At 61.1% G+C, this 22,365-nt stretch carries 20 protein-coding genes and 5 tRNA genes; all 25 read right to left on the bottom strand.

What is annotated here, in order from left to right; translation table 11 throughout:
• Nucleotides 1-65: 65 nt before the first annotated feature.
• Nucleotides 66-4,208 carry a DNA-directed RNA polymerase subunit beta gene (gene rpoB / locus C7443_RS10210; protein ID WP_110018504.1) on the bottom strand — a complete coding sequence of 1,381 codons (4,143 nt, stop codon included), beginning with the start codon at nucleotides 4,206-4,208 and terminating at the stop codon, nucleotides 66-68.
• Between the two features lie 218 nt (nucleotides 4,209-4,426).
• Entirely contained in the window at nucleotides 4,427-4,804 is a 378-nt protein-coding gene (gene rplL, locus C7443_RS10205; RefSeq protein WP_110018503.1) for a 50S ribosomal protein L7/L12, read from the bottom strand.
• 57 nt (nucleotides 4,805-4,861) lie between these two features.
• The gene (gene rplJ / locus C7443_RS10200; protein WP_110018502.1) at nucleotides 4,862-5,395 is read right to left on the bottom strand and encodes a 50S ribosomal protein L10; all 534 of its coding nucleotides are present in this window, start codon (nucleotides 5,393-5,395) and stop codon (nucleotides 4,862-4,864) included.
• A 288-nt stretch (nucleotides 5,396-5,683) separates the two neighbouring features.
• The gene (rplA, locus tag C7443_RS10195) at nucleotides 5,684-6,382 is read right to left on the bottom strand and encodes a 50S ribosomal protein L1 (RefSeq protein ID WP_110018501.1); all 699 of its coding nucleotides are present in this window, start codon (nucleotides 6,380-6,382) and stop codon (nucleotides 5,684-5,686) included.
• A gap of 2 nt (nucleotides 6,383-6,384) precedes the next feature.
• Nucleotides 6,385-6,816, bottom strand: coding sequence for a 50S ribosomal protein L11 (gene rplK, locus C7443_RS10190; protein ID WP_110018500.1), 432 nt, complete (start codon nucleotides 6,814-6,816; stop codon nucleotides 6,385-6,387).
• 104 nt (nucleotides 6,817-6,920) lie between these two features.
• Nucleotides 6,921-7,454, bottom strand: coding sequence for a transcription termination/antitermination protein NusG (nusG, locus tag C7443_RS10185; RefSeq protein ID WP_110018499.1), 534 nt, complete (start codon nucleotides 7,452-7,454; stop codon nucleotides 6,921-6,923).
• 3 nt (nucleotides 7,455-7,457) lie between these two features.
• Nucleotides 7,458-7,835 carry a preprotein translocase subunit SecE gene (secE, locus tag C7443_RS10180; protein ID WP_110018498.1) on the bottom strand — a complete coding sequence of 126 codons (378 nt, stop codon included), beginning with the start codon at nucleotides 7,833-7,835 and terminating at the stop codon, nucleotides 7,458-7,460.
• An 82-nt stretch (nucleotides 7,836-7,917) separates the two neighbouring features.
• Nucleotides 7,918-7,993 (bottom strand) — tRNA-Trp (locus C7443_RS10175).
• A gap of 55 nt (nucleotides 7,994-8,048) precedes the next feature.
• Nucleotides 8,049-9,239, bottom strand: coding sequence for an elongation factor Tu (tuf, locus tag C7443_RS10170; RefSeq protein WP_110018497.1), 1,191 nt, complete (start codon nucleotides 9,237-9,239; stop codon nucleotides 8,049-8,051).
• 52 nt (nucleotides 9,240-9,291) lie between these two features.
• A tRNA-Thr gene (locus C7443_RS10165) sits at nucleotides 9,292-9,367 on the bottom strand.
• Nucleotides 9,368-9,373: 6 nt separating this feature from the next.
• Nucleotides 9,374-9,447 (bottom strand) — tRNA-Gly (locus C7443_RS10160).
• 63 nt (nucleotides 9,448-9,510) lie between these two features.
• Nucleotides 9,511-9,595: transfer RNA gene (locus tag C7443_RS10155), tRNA-Tyr, on the bottom strand.
• Nucleotides 9,596-9,671: 76 nt separating this feature from the next.
• Nucleotides 9,672-9,747 (bottom strand) — tRNA-Thr (locus C7443_RS10150).
• Between the two features lie 41 nt (nucleotides 9,748-9,788).
• A complete protein-coding gene (locus tag C7443_RS10145; protein ID WP_110018496.1) occupies nucleotides 9,789-10,550 on the bottom strand; it encodes a type III pantothenate kinase in 762 nt (253 codons plus the stop codon).
• Nucleotides 10,547-11,536 (bottom strand): bifunctional biotin--[acetyl-CoA-carboxylase] ligase/biotin operon repressor BirA, encoded by a 990-nt coding sequence (gene birA / locus C7443_RS10140; protein WP_110018495.1) that lies wholly within the window; start codon nucleotides 11,534-11,536, stop codon nucleotides 10,547-10,549. The genes C7443_RS10145 and birA overlap by 4 nt, the downstream gene beginning before the upstream one ends.
• 232 nt (nucleotides 11,537-11,768) lie before the next feature.
• Nucleotides 11,769-11,954, bottom strand: a complete 186-nt coding sequence (ccoS, locus tag C7443_RS10135; protein WP_110018494.1) for a cbb3-type cytochrome oxidase assembly protein CcoS — start codon at nucleotides 11,952-11,954, stop codon at nucleotides 11,769-11,771.
• 23 nt (nucleotides 11,955-11,977) lie between these two features.
• Nucleotides 11,978-14,410, bottom strand: coding sequence for a heavy metal translocating P-type ATPase (locus C7443_RS10130; protein WP_110018658.1), 2,433 nt, complete (start codon nucleotides 14,408-14,410; stop codon nucleotides 11,978-11,980).
• A 22-nt stretch (nucleotides 14,411-14,432) separates the two neighbouring features.
• Nucleotides 14,433-15,266, bottom strand: a complete 834-nt coding sequence (locus tag C7443_RS10125) for a FixH family protein (RefSeq protein ID WP_110018493.1) — start codon at nucleotides 15,264-15,266, stop codon at nucleotides 14,433-14,435.
• Between the two features lie 66 nt (nucleotides 15,267-15,332).
• On the bottom strand, nucleotides 15,333-16,739 hold the full coding sequence (ccoG, locus tag C7443_RS10120) for a cytochrome c oxidase accessory protein CcoG (protein ID WP_110018492.1): 1,407 nt from the start codon (nucleotides 16,737-16,739) through the stop codon (nucleotides 15,333-15,335).
• A 135-nt stretch (nucleotides 16,740-16,874) separates the two neighbouring features.
• A complete protein-coding gene (gene ccoP / locus C7443_RS10115; protein ID WP_110018491.1) occupies nucleotides 16,875-17,810 on the bottom strand; it encodes a cytochrome-c oxidase, cbb3-type subunit III in 936 nt (311 codons plus the stop codon).
• On the bottom strand, nucleotides 17,791-18,018 hold the full coding sequence (locus tag C7443_RS10110; RefSeq protein WP_110018490.1) for a cbb3-type cytochrome oxidase subunit 3: 228 nt from the start codon (nucleotides 18,016-18,018) through the stop codon (nucleotides 17,791-17,793). Before C7443_RS10110 ends, ccoP begins: the two co-directional genes overlap by 20 nt.
• 57 nt (nucleotides 18,019-18,075) lie before the next feature.
• Nucleotides 18,076-18,810, bottom strand: a complete 735-nt coding sequence (gene ccoO / locus C7443_RS10105) for a cytochrome-c oxidase, cbb3-type subunit II (RefSeq protein ID WP_110018489.1) — start codon at nucleotides 18,808-18,810, stop codon at nucleotides 18,076-18,078.
• A 21-nt stretch (nucleotides 18,811-18,831) separates the two neighbouring features.
• The gene (gene ccoN / locus C7443_RS10100) at nucleotides 18,832-20,283 is read right to left on the bottom strand and encodes a cytochrome-c oxidase, cbb3-type subunit I (RefSeq protein WP_110018488.1); all 1,452 of its coding nucleotides are present in this window, start codon (nucleotides 20,281-20,283) and stop codon (nucleotides 18,832-18,834) included.
• A gap of 152 nt (nucleotides 20,284-20,435) precedes the next feature.
• Entirely contained in the window at nucleotides 20,436-21,359 is a 924-nt protein-coding gene (cyoE, locus tag C7443_RS10095) for a heme o synthase (RefSeq protein ID WP_110018487.1), read from the bottom strand.
• A complete protein-coding gene (locus tag C7443_RS10090; protein WP_110018486.1) occupies nucleotides 21,356-22,363 on the bottom strand; it encodes a COX15/CtaA family protein in 1,008 nt (335 codons plus the stop codon). Before C7443_RS10090 ends, cyoE begins: the two co-directional genes overlap by 4 nt.
• Nucleotides 22,364-22,365: the final 2 nt, after the last annotated feature.

Genomic DNA, 22,365 nt, shown 5'->3' with positions numbered 1-22,365 from the left:
TCTGTGCAAAGGGTCTGGCGGGAGAACAGCGGGCGTGTGTGGCGACACGCCCGGCTTTGCATCAATCAATCCCGATCCAGCTCGATGTTGATCGCCAGCGAGCGGATTTCCTTGACCAGCACATTGAATGACTCCGGCATGCCGGCCTCCATGCGGTGATCACCGTCAACGATGTTCTTGTAGATCTTGGTACGGCCGTTCACGTCGTCGGACTTGACGGTCAGCATTTCCTGCAGGGTGTAGGCGGCGCCGTAGGCTTCCAGTGCCCAGACCTCCATCTCACCGAAGCGCTGACCACCGAACTGCGCCTTGCCACCCAGCGGCTGCTGCGTCACCAGCGAGTACGGCCCCGTCGAGCGCGCATGCATCTTGTCGTCAACCAGATGGTTGAGCTTGAGCATGTACATGTAGCCCACCGTAACCGGACGATCGAAGTAATCGCCTGTCCGCCCGTCGATCAAGCGCGTCTGTCCGGACTCGTCACGACCGGCAAGGCGCAGCAACGCCTTCAGCTCCTCTTCGGTGCAGCCGTCGAACACCGGCGTCGCTGTCGGCACGCCTTTGCGCAGGTTTTCACTCAGCCGCAAAATTTCCTCATCGGAGAAATCCTCCAGATCGACCGGTTCACAGCCGGGGCTGTTGTAGACCTCCTTGAGGAAGCCACGCAGCTCATCGAGCTTCGCCTGCGCCTGCAGCATGCGCTCGATCTTTTGCCCCAGACCACGCGCGGCCCAGCCAAGGTGCGTCTCAAGAATCTGTCCGATGTTCATGCGTGAAGGCACGCCCAGCGGGTTCAGCACGATATCGACCGGTGTGCCGTCTTCCATATACGGCATGTCCTGCTCCGGCACGATCATCGAGACCACGCCCTTGTTACCGTGGCGGCCGGCCATCTTGTCGCCTGGCTGCACGCGGCGCTTCACGGCGAGGTAGACCTTGACCATTTTCAGCACGCCCGGAGCCAGGTCATCGCCCTGGATGAGCTTCATGCGCTTGTCTTCGAACTTGCGATCGAATTCCTTGCGCTGCTGCTTGAGCTTGTCGGCAAACGCCTCCAGCTGCTCGTTGACCTCGTCATCTTTCAGACGGATCTCGAACCAGCGCTCACGCGGCAGTTTCTGCAGATAGGTCTTGGCGATCTTGGCGCCTGCGGCCAGCCCGTCCGGGCCACCTTCAGCCGTCTTGCCGGTGAGCATCCGCTCGACACGCTGATAAGTGTCTTCCTCGAAGATGCGCAGCTGGTCGTTGAGATCCTTCTTCACACGCGCCAGCTCGGCCGACTCGATGGCCTTGGCACGGCTGTCTTTTTCGACACCGTCACGCGTAAAGACGCGCACGTCGATCACAGTGCCATCCATGCCGGTCGGCACACGCAGCGAAGTGTCTTTTACGTCCGACGCCTTCTCACCGAAGATCGCCCGCAGCAGTTTCTCTTCCGGGGTCAGCTGGGTTTCGCCCTTCGGCGTGACCTTGCCGACGAGGATGTCACCCGCAGCGACTTCCGCACCGATGTAGACGATGCCGGCCTCATCAAGCTTCGCCAGCGCCGACTCGCCGACGTTCGGAATATCGGCAGTGATTTCTTCCGGGCCGAGCTTCGTATCGCGCGCGACGCAGGTCAGCTCTTCGATGTGGATCGTCGTGAAGCGATCTTCCTTCACCACGCGCTCGGAGATAAGGATCGAGTCCTCGAAGTTGTACCCGTTCCAGGGCATGAAGGCGACGAGCATGTTCTGCCCCAGCGCCAGCTCACCCAGATCGGTCGACGGACCGTCCGCCAGCACATCACCGCGCTCGACAGCTTCACCCAGCTTGACCAGCGGCCGCTGGTTGATGCAGGTGTTCTGGTTCGAACGCGTGTACTTGGTCAGGTTGTAGATATCGACACCCGGTTCGCCCGCGACGGTTTCATCATCGTTGACGCGCACGACAATGCGCGATGCATCGACCGAATCAACGACACCGCCACGACGCGCCACGGCGCAGACGCCCGAATCGCGGGCTACCGTGCGCTCCATGCCCGTGCCCACCAGGGGCTTGTCTGCACGCAGCGTCGGCACGGCCTGACGCTGCATGTTCGAGCCCATCAGCGCACGGTTGGCATCGTCGTGCTCAAGGAACGGGATCAGCGACGCCGCCACCGACACGATCTGCTTCGGCGACACGTCCATGTACTCGACCTGATCCGGCGAGCGCAGCGTGAATTCACCCTGCACACGACAGGACACCAGCGAGTCGATCAGACGACCGTCCTCATCCAAGGACGCATTCGCCTGGCCAATGACGTACTTGCCTTCCTCGATCGCCGACAGATAGTCGATGCGATCGGTCACACACCCGCTCTCGACCTTGCGATACGGTGTTTCCAGGAAGCCGTAATGATTGGTACGCGCGTAAACCGCGAGCGAGTTGATCAGACCGATATTCGGACCTTCCGGTGTTTCGATCGGGCAGACGCGCCCGTAGTGCGTCGCATGAACGTCACGCACCTCGAAGCCTGCACGCTCACGTGTCAGACCGCCCGGGCCAAGCGCGGAAACACGGCGCTTGTGGGTCACTTCCGACAGGGGATTGTTCTGATCCATGAACTGGCTGAGCTGCGAGGAGCCGAAAAACTCCTTGATCGCAGCAGCTACCGGCTTGGCATTGATCAGATCACGCGGCCCGAGCCCTTCGCTCTCCGCCACCGACAGGCGTTCCTTGACCGCGCGCTCGACACGCACCAAGCCTACACGGAACACGTTCTCCGCCATTTCACCGACACAGCGAATGCGGCGGTTGCCCAGATGATCAATATCGTCGACCTGACCATTGCCGTTGCGAATCGCAATCAGCACCCTGAGCACGTCAATGATGTCGGACGATTCGCCAAGCCGGGCATAAAGCGTCTTGCACAGTTCTTCACTGCGATGTGCAAAATACTGACTGTCATAGAGAATGCCGGCCCCGTCGACCTCGTCGCGCCCAACACGGCGATTGAACTTCATGCGACCGACCGCAGATAGGTCGTAGCGATCTTCAGAGAAAAACAGGTTATGAAACAGGTTCTGCGCCGCTTCACGAGTCGGCGGCTCACCGGGACGCATCATGCGATAGATCTCGACCTGAGCCTCCAGCTCATTGCGGGTCGGATCAATGCGCAGCGTCTGTGAAATGAACGGGCCGCAATCCAGATCGTTGACGTGAAGCGTACGGAATTCGCTGACGCGCGCCGCCCCCAGCTTCTCCAGATGGTCGACAGCGAGTTCCTCGTTGGCGAACAGCACCACCTCACCGGTATCCGGATTGACGATGTCGTGCGCGAGAGTCTTGCCGATCAGGTAATCCGCCGGAACTTCTAGCGTGCTGACACCGGCTTTACTCAACTCGCGAATGTGCTTCGCCGTAATACGACGCCCGGCCTCGACGATGACTTGATCGCCATTGCGGATATCGAAGCTCGCCGTCTCGCCTTTGAGCCGCTCCGGCACCAGGTCGAGCATGACGCGCTCACCGACGAGGCGGAAGGTATTGGTCTCAAAGAACAGATTGAGAATCCGCTCGTTATCGTACCCGAGGGCCCGCAGCAGGATCGTCACCGGCAGCTTGCGGCGCCGGTCGATGCGTGCGTAGAGGTTGTCCTTGGCATCGAACTCAAAGTCCAGCCACGAGCCACGGTACGGAATGACCCGGGCAGAGAACAGCAGCTTGCCCGAGGAGTGCGTCTTGCCGCGGTCGTGATCGAAAAAGACGCCCGGTGAACGGTGCAGCTGCGACACGATGACGCGCTCGGTACCGTTGATCACGAACGTGCCGTTCTCAGTCATGATGGGCACTTCACCCATGTAGACACTTTCCGGCTCGATGACTTTCTTGACCGCCTTGTTATCCGACTCCTTGTCGAAGATGACCAGCCGCAGCTTCACTCGCAGTGGCTGCGCATAGGTCAGCCCGCGCAACTGGCATTCGCGCACATCGAACACCGGCTCACCGAGTTCGTAGCTGACATACTCCAGCTGGGCATTCCCCGAATAGCTCGCAATCGGGAAAACCGAGCGAAATGCCGCATGTAACCCCACATCCTTTCGCGCTTCAGGAGGCACATCGGCCTGCAGGAACTCGCGATACGAATCGATCTGAATCGCGAGCAGGTAAGGGACCTCGAGAATGCTCGGGCGCTTACCGAAATCCTTGCGAATACGCTTCTTCTCAGTGAAGGTGTAGGCCATCGGGGTTCCTCGTTAATACGGTTTCGGCCATGAACGGACGGATCGCTCATGCACCTCTCCGACCGGTCGCGGAGACCGGGATTGCTCCCGGCGTCGGATACTCCGCAGCAGCGATCCCAAATCGGATCGCCTAAACAGGGAAAGGCCGGTGACTCGGGTCACCAGCCATCCCCTTATTTTGATTTGCCACCGAGCAATTCGGCGACAAGCAGGTCGCCTTACTTGATTTCGACCTTGGCGCCGGCTTCTTCCAGATCCTTCTTGATCTTCTCGGCATCGGCCTTGGCGATGGCTTCCTTGACGGTAGAGGGAACGCCCTCGACCAGATCCTTGGCTTCCTTCAGACCCAGGCCGGTGATCGCACGCACGACCTTGATGACGTTGACCTTGTTCTCACCGAACGAGGTCATCACGACGTTGAACTCAGTCTGCTCTTCAACCGGAGCGGCGGCGGCGGCGGCGGCGGCCGGAGCAGCAGCAACGGCAGCAGCAGCGGAAACGCCGAACTTCTCCTCCATGGCGGCGATCAGATCAACGATCTCGATCACGGTCATGTTGGAAATAGTGTCGAGAATCTCTTCCTTCGAAACGGCCATTTTGGGAACTCCCAATCAGAATTCAGGTTGATGCAACAAAAATGCGAACAGATTCGTTCAGGCAGCTGCCTTCTGCACACGAATAGCTTCCACGGTCCGGACAAGCTTGCCCGGAACTTCGTTGAAGGTACGTGCCAGTTTCTCGATCGGCGCCTTCATGACGGCCATCAGCATGCTGATGGCCTGATCGCGGGTCGGCATACTCGCCAAGCGCTCAAGGTCCTGCGGAGCAAGCAGCTGTCCACCAAAGGCGAGGCCTTTGACGACGAGCTTGTCATTCTCCTTGTCCTGCAGGAACTCCTTGATTACACGTGCGGCCGCGCCCGGATCTTCCTGCGAAAACGCCAGGACGAGCGGACCAACCAGCACGGGCGAAATGCACTCGAAATCAGTACCCTGCACGGCACGGCGTGCCAGGGTATTTTTCACTACCCGCAGATAGACGCCGCTCTCGCGTGCCTTGACACGAAGCTTGGTCAGCCGCGCGACCGTGATACCGCGATACTCAGCGGCGATCATGGCATGCGACTTGGACGCAATCTCCGCGACCTCAGCGACGACAGCCTTCTTCTCTGCCAGATTCAGACTCATGAACAACTACCCCCTGAGACAAAAGTCTGACCGAACCAGTCAGTCCGGTGAGTGCACATACACTTAACGACTTCCGCTCTTGGCAACGGTAGACCCCAATTACGCCCTATTCGGCCGTAATCAACCCAACGGTAGCCACTCCTGAAAAACGGATGGGCTATACCGTCTGCGCAGGTCAGGAACATGGTCCACGATTAAGCTAAAAGCACCTGCGGTCTTTGACGCCAGCCAGCACGAAGCTGACTGCCCAAAGTTCTGAACGCTCACAAAAAGCGCTCCAAAAATCAATTACGCAACACTGACACTGCTGACATCGACCGCCAGCCCGGGGCCCATGGTGCTCGAAACAGTGATCTTCTTGACATAGACGCCCTTGGCGGTAGCCGGCTTCATCTTGTTCAGATCACCAAGCAGCGCAGCCAGATTCTCCCGAAGGCGAACCGGTTCGAATGTGGCCTTGCCAAGCGTGCAGTGGATGATACCGGCCTTGTCCGTGCGATAACGCACCTGACCCGCCTTTGCATTACGAACCGCACCAGCAACATCCGGCGTCACAGTGCCGACTTTGGGGTTCGGCATCAAACCGCGCGGACCAAGAATCTGACCCAGTTGACCGACGATGCGCATGGCATCCGGCGACGCGATCACGACGTCAAAGTCCAGATTGCCACCCTTGACGCTCTCGGCCAGATCCTCAAAACCGACGATGTCGGCACCCGCCGCTTTCGCCGCTTCGACATTCGCGCCCTGTGTAAACACAGCGACGCGCACCGTCTTGCCAGTACCATTGGGCAGAACCGTCGAGCCACGCACGACCTGATCCGACTTGCGCGGATCAACACCGAGGTTAACGGCCACATCAATGGACTCGGGGAACTTGGCCGTTGCCAATTCCTGCAGAAGGCTAAAAGCCTCTTCCGCGGCATACACTTTGCCCGGAGACAGCTTGGTTTTGATGGCCTGCATACGCTTTGTCAGCTTCGCCATGATTAAACGCCCTCCACGACGAGGCCCATGGACTTGGCACTGCCAGCCAAGGTGCGCACAGCAGCATCAACGCTTGCAGCAGTCAGGTCCGGCTGCTTGATCTTGACAATCTCTTCAAGCTGGGCACGCGTGATACTCCCCACCTTTTTGGTGTTCGGGTTGGAGCTGCCCGCAGTGATGCCCGCCGCCTTTTTGATCAAATACGTAGCCGGCGGCGTTTTCATGATGAAGGTGAAGCTACGGTCACTGTAGACCGTGATCACCACAGGAATCGGCATGCCTGGCTCAAGCGTCTGGGTCTGCGCGTTGAACGCCTTGCAGAACTCCATGATATTGACGCCGTGCTGACCGAGTGCCGGACCAATCGGCGGGCTCGGGTTTGCCTTGCCAGCTGCGACCTGCAGCTTGATATATGCAGTTACTTTCTTGGCCATGCCACCTGCTCCTCGGGTGCTAACGCCTGCAAGGCTCCCCGAATCGACGACAAACGAAGCGACCCACTAATTGAGCTCAGGGCCGCCATCACGAAAACCAGCGATCAGGCCTTCTCAACCTGCCCGAACTCCAGCTCAACCGGCGTAGAGCGCCCGAAAATCAACACCGCGACACGCAAGCGGCTCTTTTCATAGTTAACTTCTTCGACGACGCCGTTGAAGTCATTGAAAGGTCCGTCTGTAACCCTCACGACCTCACCCGGCTCGTACAGGACCTTCGGCCGCGGCTTATCGGCACCATCCTGAACGCGCTGCAAGATGATCTGGGCTTCCCGCTCGGTAATCGGAGCGGGCTTCTCCGGCGTGCCACCGATAAACCCCAGCACTTTCGGCACACTGCGCACCAAGTGCCAGGTTTCGTCATCCATCTCCATCTGCACGAGCACGTAACCGGGAAAGAACTTGCGCTCGCTCTTGCGACGCTGCCCATCACGCATCTCAACGACTTCTTCGGTGGGCACGAGAATCTGCCCAAATTTTTCGCCCAATTCAGCGCGCTTCACATACTCTTCAAGCGACTTGCGCACCTGATACTCGAATCCCGAGTAGGCTTGGACCACATACCAGCGCATCGCCATGGATCAGCTCCCCTGCCCAGTGAGCACACGCACACCCCAAAGCAGCAGCATGTCCAGCAGCCACAGGAAAACCCCCATAATCGTGACCATCAGGAACACGGCCAATGTGGTCTGCAAGGTTTCCTGGCGGGTTGGCCATACTACTTTGCGCAGTTCGGTCCGCGAGTCACGTAGATACCCGATGACGGTCCCACCCAGTTGCGTTCCAGACACGATGAAGACCGAAACCGCAAGAGCCAGCAACAAGCCGACGACCCTTATTGCGAGCAACTGTTCGTGATACCAGTAAAAGGCAACCACTGCACCGACCAGCAGCAACACAGCAAACGCCCATTTGAGCGTATCGAATCTGCCGATTTCGGCTTCAGGCTTGGAGGTCATCACAGATCTTTATCGCTTCGACAAAAGCAACGCACGCCACGGCTTATTCGTCATGGCGCGCGATAAAAGTGCTTTCAAATACTGGCAGGCCAGGAGGGTCTCGAACCCCCAACCTGCGGTTTTGGAGACCGCCGCTCTGCCAATTGAGCTACTGGCCTGTATCTGAAAATCTATGGGAGTCTGCGTGACTCCCACAAGCTTTGCAAGCGCAGATTACTCGATCACCTTAGCGACGACGCCGGCGCCGACCGTGCGACCACCCTCACGAATCGCGAAGCGCAGACCTTCGTCCATCGCGATCGGCGCAATCAGGCTCACCACCATCTTGACGTTGTCACCCGGCATCACCATCTCCACACCTTCCGGCAGCTCGACCGAACCGGTCACGTCCGTGGTGCGGAAATAGAACTGCGGGCGGTAACCCTTGAAGAACGGGGTGTGACGACCGCCTTCTTCCTTCGACAGCACGTACACTTCGGATTCGAACTTGGTGTGCGGCTTGATCGTGCCCGGCTTGGCCAGCACCTGACCACGCTCGACGTCTTCACGCTTGGTGCCGCGCAGCAGCACGCCGACGTTGTCACCCGCCTGACCCTGATCGAGCAGCTTGCGGAACATTTCGACGCCGGTGCAGGTGGTCTTGCTCGTCGGGCGGATGCCGACGATCTCGACTTCCTCACCCACCTTGACGACACCGCGCTCGATACGGCCAGTCACCACCGTGCCACGACCGGAGATCGAGAACACGTCTTCGATCGGCATCAGGAACGGCTTGTCGATCTCACGCTGCGGTTCCGGAATGTAGCTGTCGAGCGCGTCAACGAGCTTCAGGATCGACGGCACACCGATGTCGCTCTGGTCGCCTTCGAGCGCCTTGAGCGCCGAACCAACCACGATCGGGGTGTCGTCGCCCGGGAAGTCATACGACGACAGCAGGTCGCGCACTTCCATCTCGACGAGTTCGAGCAGCTCCGGATCGTCGACCATGTCGGCCTTGTTCATGTACACGACGATGTAGGGCACACCGACCTGACGCGCCAGCAGGATGTGCTCGCGGGTCTGCGGCATCGGACCATCGGCCGCCGAGACCACCAGGATCGCGCCATCCATCTGCGCGGCGCCCGTGATCATGTTCTTGACGTAGTCCGCATGTCCGGGGCAGTCAACGTGCGCATAGTGACGCACCGGCGATTCGTACTCCACGTGCGCCGTGGAGATCGTGATGCCACGCGCCTTTTCTTCCGGCGCCGCGTCGATCTGGTCGTAGGCCTTGAACTCGCCGCCGAAGCGCTCCGCGCCAATCTTCGTCAGCGCCGCCGTCAACGTGGTCTTGCCGTGGTCAACGTGACCGATCGTGCCCACATTCACGTGCGGCTTCGTACGAGTGAATTTTTCCTTGGCCATCGAAGTACACCCCGGAGAATTGCAGGGACTGAGGGACTTTATCGTCAGAGACTGGAGCCCATGACCAGAATCGAACTGGTGACCTCATCCTTACCAAGGATGTGCTCTACCGACTGAGCTACATGGGCGCATACTGGAGCGGGTGATGGGAATCGAACCCACACCATCAGCTTGGAAGGCTGAGGTTCTACCATTGAACTACACCCGCCTAACCAAACTTCTCTCGCCAAGTCGCTACAACCTATAGCGTCGCAGCGACTTGATACAATCTTGGTGGAGGGGGAAGGATTCGAACCTTCGAAGGCTGAGCCGGCAGATTTACAGTCTGCTCCCTTTGACCGCTCGGGAACCCCTCCGAAACAGGACGCGCATCTTAATGACCGGCAGCGTCAATCGTCAAGCAAACTTCGATAAAAAAGTTGCGCTGAACACTGGTGCTGGCGGAGGGAATCGAACCCCCGACCTTCTGCTTACAAGGCAGTTGCTCTACCGACTGAGCTACGCCAGCTCGCACCGCCGCGCGGGCGGGGAGTCTACTCGAAGCCCCCGTCAGGGGCAAACCGACTGCGGCGCCGACCACAGGTCGAGCCCCTCGAACACCAAGTCAGGCACAACTACCGACGGCTTGACCAGTCCTGACGCCAAAGCCTCGCCATCTCCGCCGGTGATACAGCACAGAGGCTGCGAGCCACACGCAAGCGCCGCCTGCTCCAGCGTTTTTTCGACCGCGCCTATTGCGGCCAGCTCGACGCCTGCCGCCACACAATGTGCCGTATCCCTCCCCAGCGCTTGCTCGGCAGCCAACATTTCCGCCGGAATCCGCTGGGTATTGCCAAACAGTGATTCGCACATCAGGCGCCGCCCCGGAAGAATGAGCCCACCGAGATGCTGCCCCTGCGCAGTCAGCACATCCACCGTAATCGCCGTACCGGCATCGACAATGCACAGTGGCTGACCAGCGTATCGCCGATACGCCCCGAGCATGGCCAGCCAGCGGTCCACCCCCATGCGTTCGGGCTCTGTGTAGGCGTTACTCACGCCGCCCCGACGGTGCTCGGCATGCGCAACTCGGACATCGAGCCCCCATAACGCACGCACCAGCCTAGCCAGTTCATCAGCCACCCCCGTGCTAGCGACATTAGCCACCAACACCTGGTCCGGCACTGCATTCGCCGAGCGCCACGCCACCTCAAGCAAAGACACAAACTGAGGCTGCCCGCGATGCACGAGCGCCTCCAGCGATGACGACACGCTCGCGTCTCGCCATTGCCACTTGATACGCGTATTGCCGATATCGATCAGCAGCTTCACAGACGAATCCGCAGTGAAACCTCACCTATCCCGAAACTGCGCACTCCGGCTTCGGTATCCAGCAGCAGTTCGCCCACATCATTCACTCCGCGGGCGACACCTTCGATCGCCTGCGTCTGCCAGACCAAACGCACCGGCTGATCACGCGTCAGGTCGTACGCCAGCCATTCATCGCGGAACGCACCAAACCCCGTCTGCGCAAACTGCGCACATGCCGCCCAGATCTCGGCCAGCACCACTGCGGCCAGCCGATTGCGCGAGATCACGGCATCCGGCGCCAATGAGCGCAAGTCCACCCAAGGCTGTCCGATTTCGCAGGCAACGGCTGGGGGCATCATGACATTGACACCAACACCGATGACCACACGCACCGGCCCGCCCTCTTCCGCCCCGATCTCGATGAGAATGCCTGCGAGCTTACGCCCTTGGCATACCAAGTCATTGGGCCACTTCAGTCCAACGCCCTCGATCCCCAGTCCGCGCAGCGCTCGCACCAGAGCGACGCCGATGACCAGACTCAGCCCGGCCAAACGCGCCGGCGGCAGCTCGAAGTGCCAAAGCACGGATAGATACAGGTTGCTTGCATACGGCGACACCCATTGCCGCCCGAGCCGGCCACGCCCGTGGGTCTGACGCTCGGCCAGACAGGCCGTCCCGCTGACAGCGCCCTCTCGCGCCGCTCGCGCAAGCCACAGGTTGGTCGAATCAACCTCATCCAGCACGCTCACGCGCTCAGCAGGCACCTCTGGCTGCGGATCAGCCGGCAGCCAGTGCGCGATGCTTTGCACGTCCAGTAATTCGAGGCCATTTACCAGGCGATATCCCCGCCCCCGCACGGCCTGCACATCCACATCACGCGCCTGAAGCGCGCGCACGAGCTTCCACACGCCCGCTCGGCTGATCCCCACGGACGCAGCCAGCTCCACGCCAGAGTGGAAGTTGCCATCGGCCAGCAGCTGCAGCAGCTCAGTCTCGCGCCTAGGCATCACTCGCCACCCCGACAAACAGCTGGCTTCCGGCGGCCTCCACACAAAAGGCCGCCGGTCGTTTCTGGCGAAGCAATCTAGAGAATCACGGAGAAGAAACTAAACCACGCCATCAGGATGAGCGCGATAACGATGACGAGCGGGAAATTCTCGAAAGTGAACATAGAAACAGCTCCTCCACAAAAAACAACATTGAAAGTGACCAGACTCTGTCATCCGGCACGGCACCGCTTCAGGACGCATTATCCCGCTTGCCTGCCGGCCGAGGAATGCGCGGATCGTCGTCGTCCATCAGGATGCGATGGGCGGGCCCTTCGAGATCATCAAACTGTCCAGACTTCACTGACCAGACAAAGGCCCAGATAGCCACCGCCATGATGACAAGCGCGATCGGGATGAGCAGATAAAGGATTTCCACAACGACACCCCCTTCGCCGTCTCCTAGCGACCGGCGCGCAAACGCAGCGCATTGGCAACGACCAGCAGAGAACTCGCCGACATGCCGATCGCGGACATCCACGGCGTGATCCAGCCGGCCGCGGCCGCCGGCAATGCAATCGCGTTGTACATCAACGCCCACAACAGATTCTGGCGAATGATACGCAAGGTTTTGCGTGCTGTACCGACGCCTGTTGCGATGTGCTCCAGCGACGACGAGATCAGGATCATGTCGGCGCTCGCATGAGCAAGCTGCGTTCCCGACCCCATCGCAATCGAGACATTGGCCGCGGCCAGCACCGGAGCATCGTTGATCCCGTCCCCGACCATCGCCACGACCGCCCCGCCAGCCTGCAACCCCTGCAGCCGAACCAGCTTATCCGCCGGCATCAAACCGCCTTCCGTATGCTCGATGCCAGCGTCAGCAGCGATCAGCGCCGCCGCCTGCGGACGGTCTCCGGACAACAGATAGACCTGAAGGCCGGCGGCGTGCAGCGCATCGACCGTAGCTCGTGCATCCGGACGCAAGCGATCCGCCAGACCGAACCACGCGAGCACCTCGGGGCCCGAGGACAACGCTACCCAGGTCAACGCACCTTCAGCGCTCGCAGGGGGCTCAACCCCCGCAGGCGCTCTTCCGACGCGATACTTCACACCGTCGAGAGAGCCCTCGATACCGAGCCCCGGCGTATTGCTGACCTCCGCAGCCACGAGGGCAGTCCCGGCGGCATCGACCAGTGCCTGCCCCACCGGGTGCTCGGACCCGCACTCCAGCGCGGCTGCAATTTTCAGACAGTCCTCGCCGGAGCGCTGCCCCAGTGGCACAGTCCGCACCAGCTGCAGACGCCCGAACGTCAAGGTTCCTGTTTTATCGAACACCACATGTGTTGCCCGCGCCAAGGTTTCCAGAGCATGTCCGCGCGTCGTCAGCAAGCCGATGCGTGTAAGCGCCCCCGTCGCGGCCGTCACCGCGGCTGGAGTCGCCAAGCCAAGCGCGCAAGGACAGGTGACGACCAGCACCGACAGAACCACTGGCAGGGTATGTGCCGGGTCGTGCCACCACCACCAGGCCCCGACTGCGACGCAGATCAGCAGCTGCGTGGCGACAAACCAGGCAGCCAAGCGGTCCGCCAGTGCAGCAATGCGCGGCTTCTCTCCCTGCGCCCGATCAAGCAGCCGCACGATCGAAGACAGAACGGTCTCCGTCCCTACGGTATCGACACGTATCAGCAGAGGACTTTCGATGTTGACCGAGCCACCGATCACCTGATCTCCGCTGCCCCGCGGCGAAGGCAGACTCTCGCCGGTCAGCAGAGACTCATCAACGCTACTGCAGCCATCCAATATCGTGGCATCGGCCGGCACCGTTTCCCCTGGCCGCACACGGACATGATCTCCCGTTGCCAGCTCTGCGACAGCGACGACCTCCTCGTTGCCATCGGCATCGATACGTGAAGCCGTCGCCGGCAGAATGCGCGAGAGCTCCTCCGACACCTGCGCGCAGCGGTGCCGTGCCGCCATCTCAAGGAAGCGTCCGGAGAGCAGGAAGAACACGAACATCGTGACGGAGTCGTAATACACCTCTCCGCCGCCCATGAGCGTGAACCAGATACTTGCCAGTGTCGCGAGAACAATTGCCAAGGTGATCGGCACATCCATGCCCAACCGCCCGAGCTTCAGGTCCCGCCAGGCACCCGCCATGAATGCGCCGCCCGAGTAGATCACGGTCGGCACGGCGATCAGCAGACTGATCCAGCGGAAATAAGTCCGCCATTGCAGATCCATGCCGTACCAGTCACCGGCGTACATCGCCACGGCAAGCATCATCACCTGCATCGCGCCAAGGCCGGCAACCGCCAGTCGCCTCAGAGCACGGGCGCGCTCCTGCTTCTGCAGCGCTTCCTGTCGCCCCGGATCGAATGGGTGCGCGACATAGCCGATAGCCGCAATCGAGCGCAGGATCTCGCTGAGATGAATGCGGCTGTCATCCCAGCGCAGTTGTGCACGGTGAGTCGAGTAATTGACGCGGAATTCGATGACGCCCGGCAAACCGCTGACGTGACGCTCGTTCAACCACACGCACGCGGCGCAGACGATGCCTTCGAGGATCAACGACGCCTCACGGACATCACCCTCGCCAGCAGTGCGCACGAAGCTGCGCTGCAAATCGGCACGATCATAGAGGTCGAGCCCGCGCAGCTGGGCAGGGATCAAGTCCTCCGCCCGCTTCGGCACACTGGTCCGGTGCCGGTAGTAATCCGTCAGGCCTGCGTCAACGATGGCCTGGGCAACGGCCTGACAACCGTGGCAGCACAGAGGATGCGAAGCCCCGTCCACGGTGACGCGCAAACGGACACCTGCGGGGATAGGCAAACCACAGTGAAAACACGCCTCTTCGTCTACCGAGGCAGCTTCTGTCGAATCCTGCTCCGACACGTCCAACACCCCGCCCACGCGTTCAGTCCGCCGCGCGTACGCTGGTGTTCGCCCGCACCTCGTGCAGATCGTCCCCCTTGCGGATCTCCAGCACGAGACTCCAGCTGCCCGGGGCAGGCATCGTCAGCACCGCACGGTAGACACCGCTATCGACCTCCTGCATGTCGAATGCATGGTCCAGGCGGCTGTCCGCCGGGCGCAGGAAACGGCCATGCACCGTGGCGCCGCGCAACGGCTGGCCATCACGCGTATTGACCGTGACCTGCAAACGCGCCGGCTGACCGGCAACTGCCTCACCCAACCAGCCCTTCTTGACCTGCCAGCCACGCTCGCGCTGGAGCTTCACCTGTTCGAGGTACTGGTTGTAGAGCGCTTCCTTCTTCTGGAAGTCATGTGACGTAACGCCGGGAAACGCCGAGTTGACCTCGGTCACACGGTCGTCAGCCGGCGGCGGCAGCAGATAGTGAGCCACCATCGTCGATATGCCGCGATCCGCCACGGTGACGAATACAGCATCGGTCGCCGCGAGGGCCGCAAAAAACGCGACGATGACCCACGGCCCCCAGCTGCCGCGAGAACGCCCCGTGGATACCTGTCCCGCCGCGCCAACCGGCTGCAGCGGACTACCGATCAGACCAAAGGCCACCGATACGACCAGATAGAGCGCGATGTGTATCGCGAACAGATCGCCGCCCGGCCAATGAAGGATGGCCATGGGCACGTAGATGGCAAGGGTAGCGAGCGCAACGATGATTGCTGAGCCGCGGGCACCCAGCCGCGTCACGCGCTCCAGCAGAACATTCGCGCCAGCGATCAGAACGATGCCGATGGCAAGCGAAACAAGCAAATCGGTCATGGCGACTTCCTGCGTCCGTGGCGTAACCACACGGACGCGCTGTTTAGACGAGGCGGACGAGCAGCCTCACTCCTTCAGATAGAAGGCAGCGGGTCGGCGAATCACGTCCGTACCAAAGCCTTCAACTGGCGTGAAGACGAACTCGAACTCGCGGCGGGCCAGATTGCCATCCGGCTGCAGCTTGATCTTGGCCCGAACCCGCAAGCGTTGTTCGGCAGCCAGCGGAATCAGATTGTGCCCATCGACATCAAGTTCCGCGCCCGGCAGGCCGGCGATCTCGATGCGCACCTTGCCCGGCTGCGCCACCTTGCTGTTGAGCTTGATCTCATAGGAGTTCTGAATGCGCCCGTCAGACAACTGAACGAACAGCGGCTGGCGCACCAGCTCTGCACTGGCATCCAGCAGCGAGCGCGTTCCGACGCTCCAGGCCAGCAAGCTGACCGCGGCCGTCAGGATCACGCCATAACCAAGAGTCTTTGGTTTAAGCAGGCGCGTGGACTTGCCGGCGAGAGCATTGTCGGAGGTGTAGCGAATGAGCCCGCGGCGCCACCCCAGATTGTCCATGATGCTGTCACAGGCATCGATGCACAGCGCACATGAAATGCACTGATACTGCAGCCCGCGCCGGATATCGATACCGACCGGACACACCTGCACGCAGTAACCGCAGTCGACACAGTCACCGAGCTTCTTCTCCTGGCGCTCCTCAAGAGTCTTCGCACCCTTACCGATCTTCGCGCGTCCGGCATCACCTTCGCCACGCGCAGCGTCGTAGGAAATGATCAGGGTGTCACGATCGAACATCGCGCCCTGGAAACGCGCGTACGGACACATGTAGGTGCAGACCTGCTCGCGCGCCAATCCAGCCATCACGAAGGTCGTCAGAGTCAGAAAGCCTGTCGTCGCATAGGCAGCAAACGGTGCACCGCCCGTGAGCATGTTCCATACGAGACTCGGGGCATCGGCCCAGTACAGCGTAAAGGTCAGACCGGTCAGAAATGCCGTCAGCAGCCACAGCCCCCAGGTGGCGAGCATCTTGCGGCGCTTTTCAGCGTCCCACGACTGCTTCGCCAGACGGATCCGGGCCGGACGCTCGCCCTGGACCCACTGCTCGATGAGAATGAACACATCGGTCCACAGTGTCTGGAAGCAGAAATAGCCGCACCACACGCGTCCGGCGAGCCCGGTGACGAAGAACAGCAGCAAGGCTGCGATCACCAACAGGCCGGCAAGCCAGAAGATATCCTGCGCCTGCACCACCAGGTCGAAGAGATAGAAGCGGCGCCCCGGGATATCGAACAGCACCGCCTGGTTGACGCCGGTCGGACGCGACCAGCGCACCCACGGCAGCAAAAAGTACACGCCATAGGCAAGTGCCAGCACGGCATAGCGGAGGTTACGAAAACGCCCCTTTACCGAGCGTGGATGTATCGGGATACGTTTTGCGTAGAGATGCGATTCTGCCTCGGTCATGCCTACTTTCCTGAGTATTCGTTCTCAATAACACGACGACCGCAGCCCGGCTGCGGTCGTCGCTGGAAGGGGAAAGACAAGGCTGTTGAGCTTAAACACGATCCGCCAGCGCGCACTGACGGATCGCAGCGCGCTTTACTGACCGCCACCCAGCTGGTGGATGTAAACCGCCATCAGCTTGATTTCATCGGCGCTCATGCGTCCATCCCACGCCGGCATGGTGCGAACGTTGATCACGCCGTTCGACACCACGGCTTTGACAGCCTCGATCTTGGCCTCCGGGGTCGTGGCCGCCGGGACGTTAGCCAGCGTCCAGATCTTGTCGGTCAGATTCGCCGAGCCCATGGACTTGATGCCCTTGGCGGCATCGCCATGGCACATGTAGCAGCCGCCGACCGGCCCTTCGAAGATCTGCTTGCCGCGGGCACTTGCCTCGTCGGCCTGCACCTCACCGGACAGACTCAACACGTAGCTGGCGACATCGTCCAGCTGGGCGGTGTTCAGCGTCCCCTTGAACGACGGCATGTAGCCATTGCGGCCATGCGTGATCGTGTACTGGATGTCCTTGAAGGTACCGCCCCACAGCCAGTCATCATCGACCAGGTTCGGGAACAGGCCAACGACACCCTGACCACCACGACCATGACAGGCCGAGCAGTTGGTCTCGAAGATACGCTTACCGGCCTGGTTGACGAAGGCCAGCATCTGCGGATCCTTCTGGATCGTCGCAAAGTCTGCAGCGGCGATCTTTTCGAAGTACTCACGCTGACGCGTGGCATCGGCACCCGTCTGCAGATCTTCGAGCAGGGCGCTGCGCGTGTTCCAGCGCATCGTTTCCTGCTTGCCCCCCTCGGTGAAGGTCGCACTCAGAACGCCCTTGGTCCAGCTACTGCCGACAGGCCAGGTCGGATAGAGAAACCAGTAGATGACCGCGAACACCACCGTGGCATAGAAGGACCACAGCCACCAGCGCGGCAGAGGATTATTGAACTCCTGGAGGTCACCGTCCCAGGCATGGCCGGTCGTCTGGACCGCGGTCGGCTTCTGCTGATTAGTCGTCGTTTCGCTCATTATCCTTCACCTTGCGGGAGGAAGCGGCGGAGCCGCCCGGCTGGTCATCGTCGAGGAAAGGGATGTTCTTATAGGACTCAAGGCGCTCACCGCGACGCCGGTTGCTGAACAACCAGATCACGATCCCGCAAAACGCGCCGAAAAACAGCACAAGCGAAAAAATCTTGCTGTTGTCGAGCCGGGTAAACCAAGACAGCCAGTCGAACATGTTCCGCCATTCCGTAAGGGCCGGCAGAGCCGGCCCGCAGTGCCTACACCATGTGCCTCAGCGGAATTCGGCGAAGTAGCCTTCGTCGTACTTGCTGAAATCGACCATCGTGCCGAGCACCTGCAGATAAGCCACCAGGGCTTCCATCTCGGTGACTCGGTTCGGCAGCCCGTCGTAGTTGAACGTGCGCGCCTGCTTCAGCAGATTGTCCTGTGCCTGACTGATGTCGAGCTGATCGGCCACCGTCTTGCCGAAGGTCTTGACGTTGGCGTCGTACTCGGCCTGGGTCAGCGAGTACGGCACGCCGGTACGCCGCAGTGCAGTCATGCGATCGGCGATATCGGAGTAGTCGAGGTCGTTGTTCAGCAGCCACGGGTAGTTCGGCATGATCGACTCCGGCACGACCGAGGTCGGCTTGAGCAGATGCTGGACATGCCACTGATTCGAGTACTTGCCACCGACGCGCGCCAGATCCGGCCCGGTGCGCTTGGAACCCCACTGGAAGGGATGGTCGTACTTGCTCTCGGCGGCCAGCGAGTAGTGACCGTAACGCAGCCACTCGTCACGGAACGGACGCACCATCTGTGAATGGCACAGATAGCAGCCTTCGCGCTGGTAGATATCGCGACCACGCAGTTCGAGCGGTGTGTATGGACGCACACCATCGACCTTTTCCACGGTCTCGTTGATGTAGAACAACGGCACGATCTCGACGAGGCCGCCGATGCTGATAACCACCATTATCAGCGCGATCATCAGGCCGGAGTTGACCTCAATATTCTCATGTCTCATGAAATAAGCTCCGGGACAGGATCAGGTACGGGCCAGCTTGGCTTCGAGCTTGGCGTCGAGCGCAGACTGCTCGCGACGCGCCGCAAGGACCGTCATGACGACGTTGAAGCTCATGATGAGGATGCCCGACAGGAAGAAGGCACCACCGACGGCACGCCAGGCATACGGCTTGTGCAGGAACTCGACCGATTCGATGAAGCTGTAGGCGAGGTTGCCGTAGTCATCGAAGCCACGCAGCATCAGGCCCTGGCCGATACCGGCCACCCACAGCGCGGTGATGTAGAGCACGATACCGATCGTCGCCAGCCAGAAGTGCACGTAAACCAGCTGGTTGCTCCACATCTTGGTGTTAAACAGACGCGGGATCAGGTGATAGAACGAGCCGAAGGTGACCATCGCCACCCAGCCGAGCGCACCCGAGTGCACATGGCCAACGGTCCAGTCGGTGTAGTGCGAGAGCGCGTTGACGCTCTTCAGCGACATCAGCGGACCTTCGAAGGTAGACATGCCGTAGAACGACAGCGAGGTGATCAGGAACAGCATGATCGGGTCGGAACGCAGTTTGTCCCAGGCGCCCGACAGAGTCATGATGCCGTTGATCATGCCGCCCCACGACGGCAGCAGCAGCAGCACCGAGAAGGTGGCGGCCAGCGAGGAAACCCAGTCAGGCAGCGCAGTCCAGTGCAGGTGGTGAGCACCGACCCACATGTACAGGAAGATCAGCGCCCAGAAGTGGATGATCGACAGGCGGTAGGAATAAACCGGGCGTCCAGCCTGCTTGGGCACGAAGTAATACATCATGCCGAGGAAGGCCGCAGTCAGGAAGAAGCCCACCGCGTTATGCCCGTACCACCACTGCGTCATCGCATCCTGCACGCCGGAGAACAGCGAGTAGGACTTGGTCAGCGAAACCGGAACAGCAAGGTTGTTGAAGATGTGCAGGATTGCCGTCGCCAGGATGAAGGCCAGATAGAACCAGTTGGCGACATAGATGTGCGGCTGCGAACGGCGCGCGATCACTGACACGAAGTTGTAGAAGTAGACGACCCAGACCACGGTGATGACGAGGTCGATCGGCCATTCAAACTCGGCATATTCACGCGACTGCGTCATGCCGGCCATGTAGCTGACGATGCCCAGCAACAGGCCGAGGTTCCATCCCCAGAACGTGAAGTTCGCGAGGAAGTTGCTCGGCAGCCGTGCCTGGCAGGTACGCTGCACCACGTAGTAAGAGGTGGCGAACAGCGCACAGCCACCAAAACCGAAGATCACCAGCGTGGTGTGCACCGGACGCAGGCGTCCGAAGGTAATTTCCGGAATGTCGAAATTCAGGAAGGGCCAGGCCAGTTCACTGGCGATGTAGAGGCCCGCGGTCATGCCCAGCACGCCCCACACCAAGGCCATGATCGTAAATTTGCGGACGATCTCGTAGTTGTACTGCTGATCTATCGGCGCCGCTGAGCTGTGGGCCATATCGCGTCTCCCAGACTGCAGGCTTGACAAGACGCCGGGGAGCCAGGCCTTCGAGCGGGCACGGCTCCCCGGTGCGGGATAAGGAATTGCGACCGGAGATGTTACTTGAGATGGGTCAAATCCCTCAATCCGAGTTTGGTATCCCGCAGCACTCAGATCAGCAAACGCTGCAGCTGCTTGAGTAGCGTGAACAGATAGTGATCGATCATCAGCACGGCGAACAGGCCGAACAGATACACGATCGAGTAGACGAATACCGGCAGTGCCAGACGATCATCGCGCCGGTGATACAGACGCCACGCCAGCAGCAGAAAGCGCAGCCCGAGCCCCAGCGCGCCGAGCAGATACAGCGGACCGGACACCGCGGTCAGGTACGGCAGCAGGCTGACCAGAAACAGCACGACGGTATAGAGCAGTACCTGCAGGCGCGTGAAGGCAATACCGTGCGTCACCGGCAGCATCGGCACTCCGGCCCGGGCGTAATCGTCACGCCGGTGAATCGCCAGAGCCCAGAAATGCGGCGGTGTCCACACGAACACGATCAGGAACAACAGCAGCGCTCCCGGTTCGATCTGGCCGCTGACGGCGACCCAGCCGAGCAGCGGCGGCGCTGCCCCGGCCGCGCCGCCGATGACGATGTTCTGCGGCGTCGCCCGCTTGAGAAACATCGTATAGATCACCGCATAGCCGATCAGCGAGAAAAAGGTCAGTACGGTCGTCAACGGGTTCGTGCACAGCAGCAGCAGGCCGGCGCCCGTCATGCCGAGCAGTGTGGCGAATAACGCAGCCTGGCGCGGATCGAGGTGACCGGTTGGCAGCGGCCGAGCCTGTGTGCGCGCCATCAGCGCATCGATGCGCCGATCCACCAGATGATTGATCGCCGCCGCGCTGGCCGCCATCAGCGCGATGCCCGCCGAGCCGCCGAGCAGCACATGCCAGGGCACCATTTCCGGCGTCGCCAGAAACATGCCGACCATGGCCGTGAAGGTGATCAGCGCCACCACCTTGGGCTTGGTCAGCGCGTAGTAGTCCCGCCAGCTGGCGGCCGCGGTCAGCGGTATCGAGCGCGTGTTCATGCCGCCACCTCCCGGGGACGCAGCAGGTGATTGAGTGTGACGAGCAGCAGCAGCAGCACGGCAGCACCGGCGTTGTGCGCCACGGCCACCGGCAGCGGCAGTACCAGCAGCACGTTGGCGATGCCGAGCGACAGCTGCAGCAACAGTCCGCCGAGCAATATCCCGCCGGCGATCCGCAAGCCGCCGCTGCGGGCGCGCCGCAGCTGCCAGCTCAGTCCGCCGAGCACCAGCAGCACCAGCAGCGCACCGAGCCGATGCGCCAGATGCACGCTGACACGCGCCGCATTGCCGAGTACGCCGCCCTCATAATCGATACCGAGCCCGCGCCACGGCGTGAAGGCGTCGCGGAAATCGGTCGGCGGCCACCACTGCCCCTGGCAGGTCGGCAGATCCGGGCAGGCCAGTGCCGCGTAATTGGTACTGGTCCAGCCGCCGAGCGCGACCTGCAGGCACAGCACGCACAGCGCCAGCAGCACCCAGCCACGTAGTCGCCGCCCCGCCTCCGCCGCATCGGCGATACGCCACTCGCTCTGGCGCAGCGTCAGCCACCACAGAATCGCCAGCGTCGTCAGACCACCGAGTAAATGCGCCAGGACGATCAGCGGCTTGAGCAGCAGCGTCACCGTCCACATGCCGAGCAGCGCCTGGAACACCACCAGCGCCAACAGCACCAGGGGCAAAGCCAGCGCCTGCCCGACCAGCCGGCGCCGGCGCCACGCCAGACCGGCGATGGCCAGCACCAGCAGCCCGAGCGTGCCCGCAGCGTAGCGGTGGATCATTTCCTTCCACGCCTTCGCCGGTTCGACGGGGCGCTGCGGCCAGGCAGCGTTGGCCGCAGCGATCAGATGGGTCTCTTCGGGCACCACGCTGTGACCATAACAACCCGGCCAGTCCGGACAGCCGAGTCCGGCATGCGACAGGCGCACCCAGGCCCCGAGCACGACGACGCACAGCGCGAGCACGCAGGCGAGCAGGGTCAGCCGGGCGAAGGCGTCACGTGGCATGG

It is taken from the genome of Plasticicumulans acidivorans, from assembly GCF_003182095.1.
GTDB classification, from domain to species: Bacteria; Pseudomonadota; Gammaproteobacteria; order Competibacterales; family Competibacteraceae; genus Plasticicumulans; species Plasticicumulans acidivorans.
This window is presented reverse-complemented; position numbering and strand designations above follow the sequence as displayed.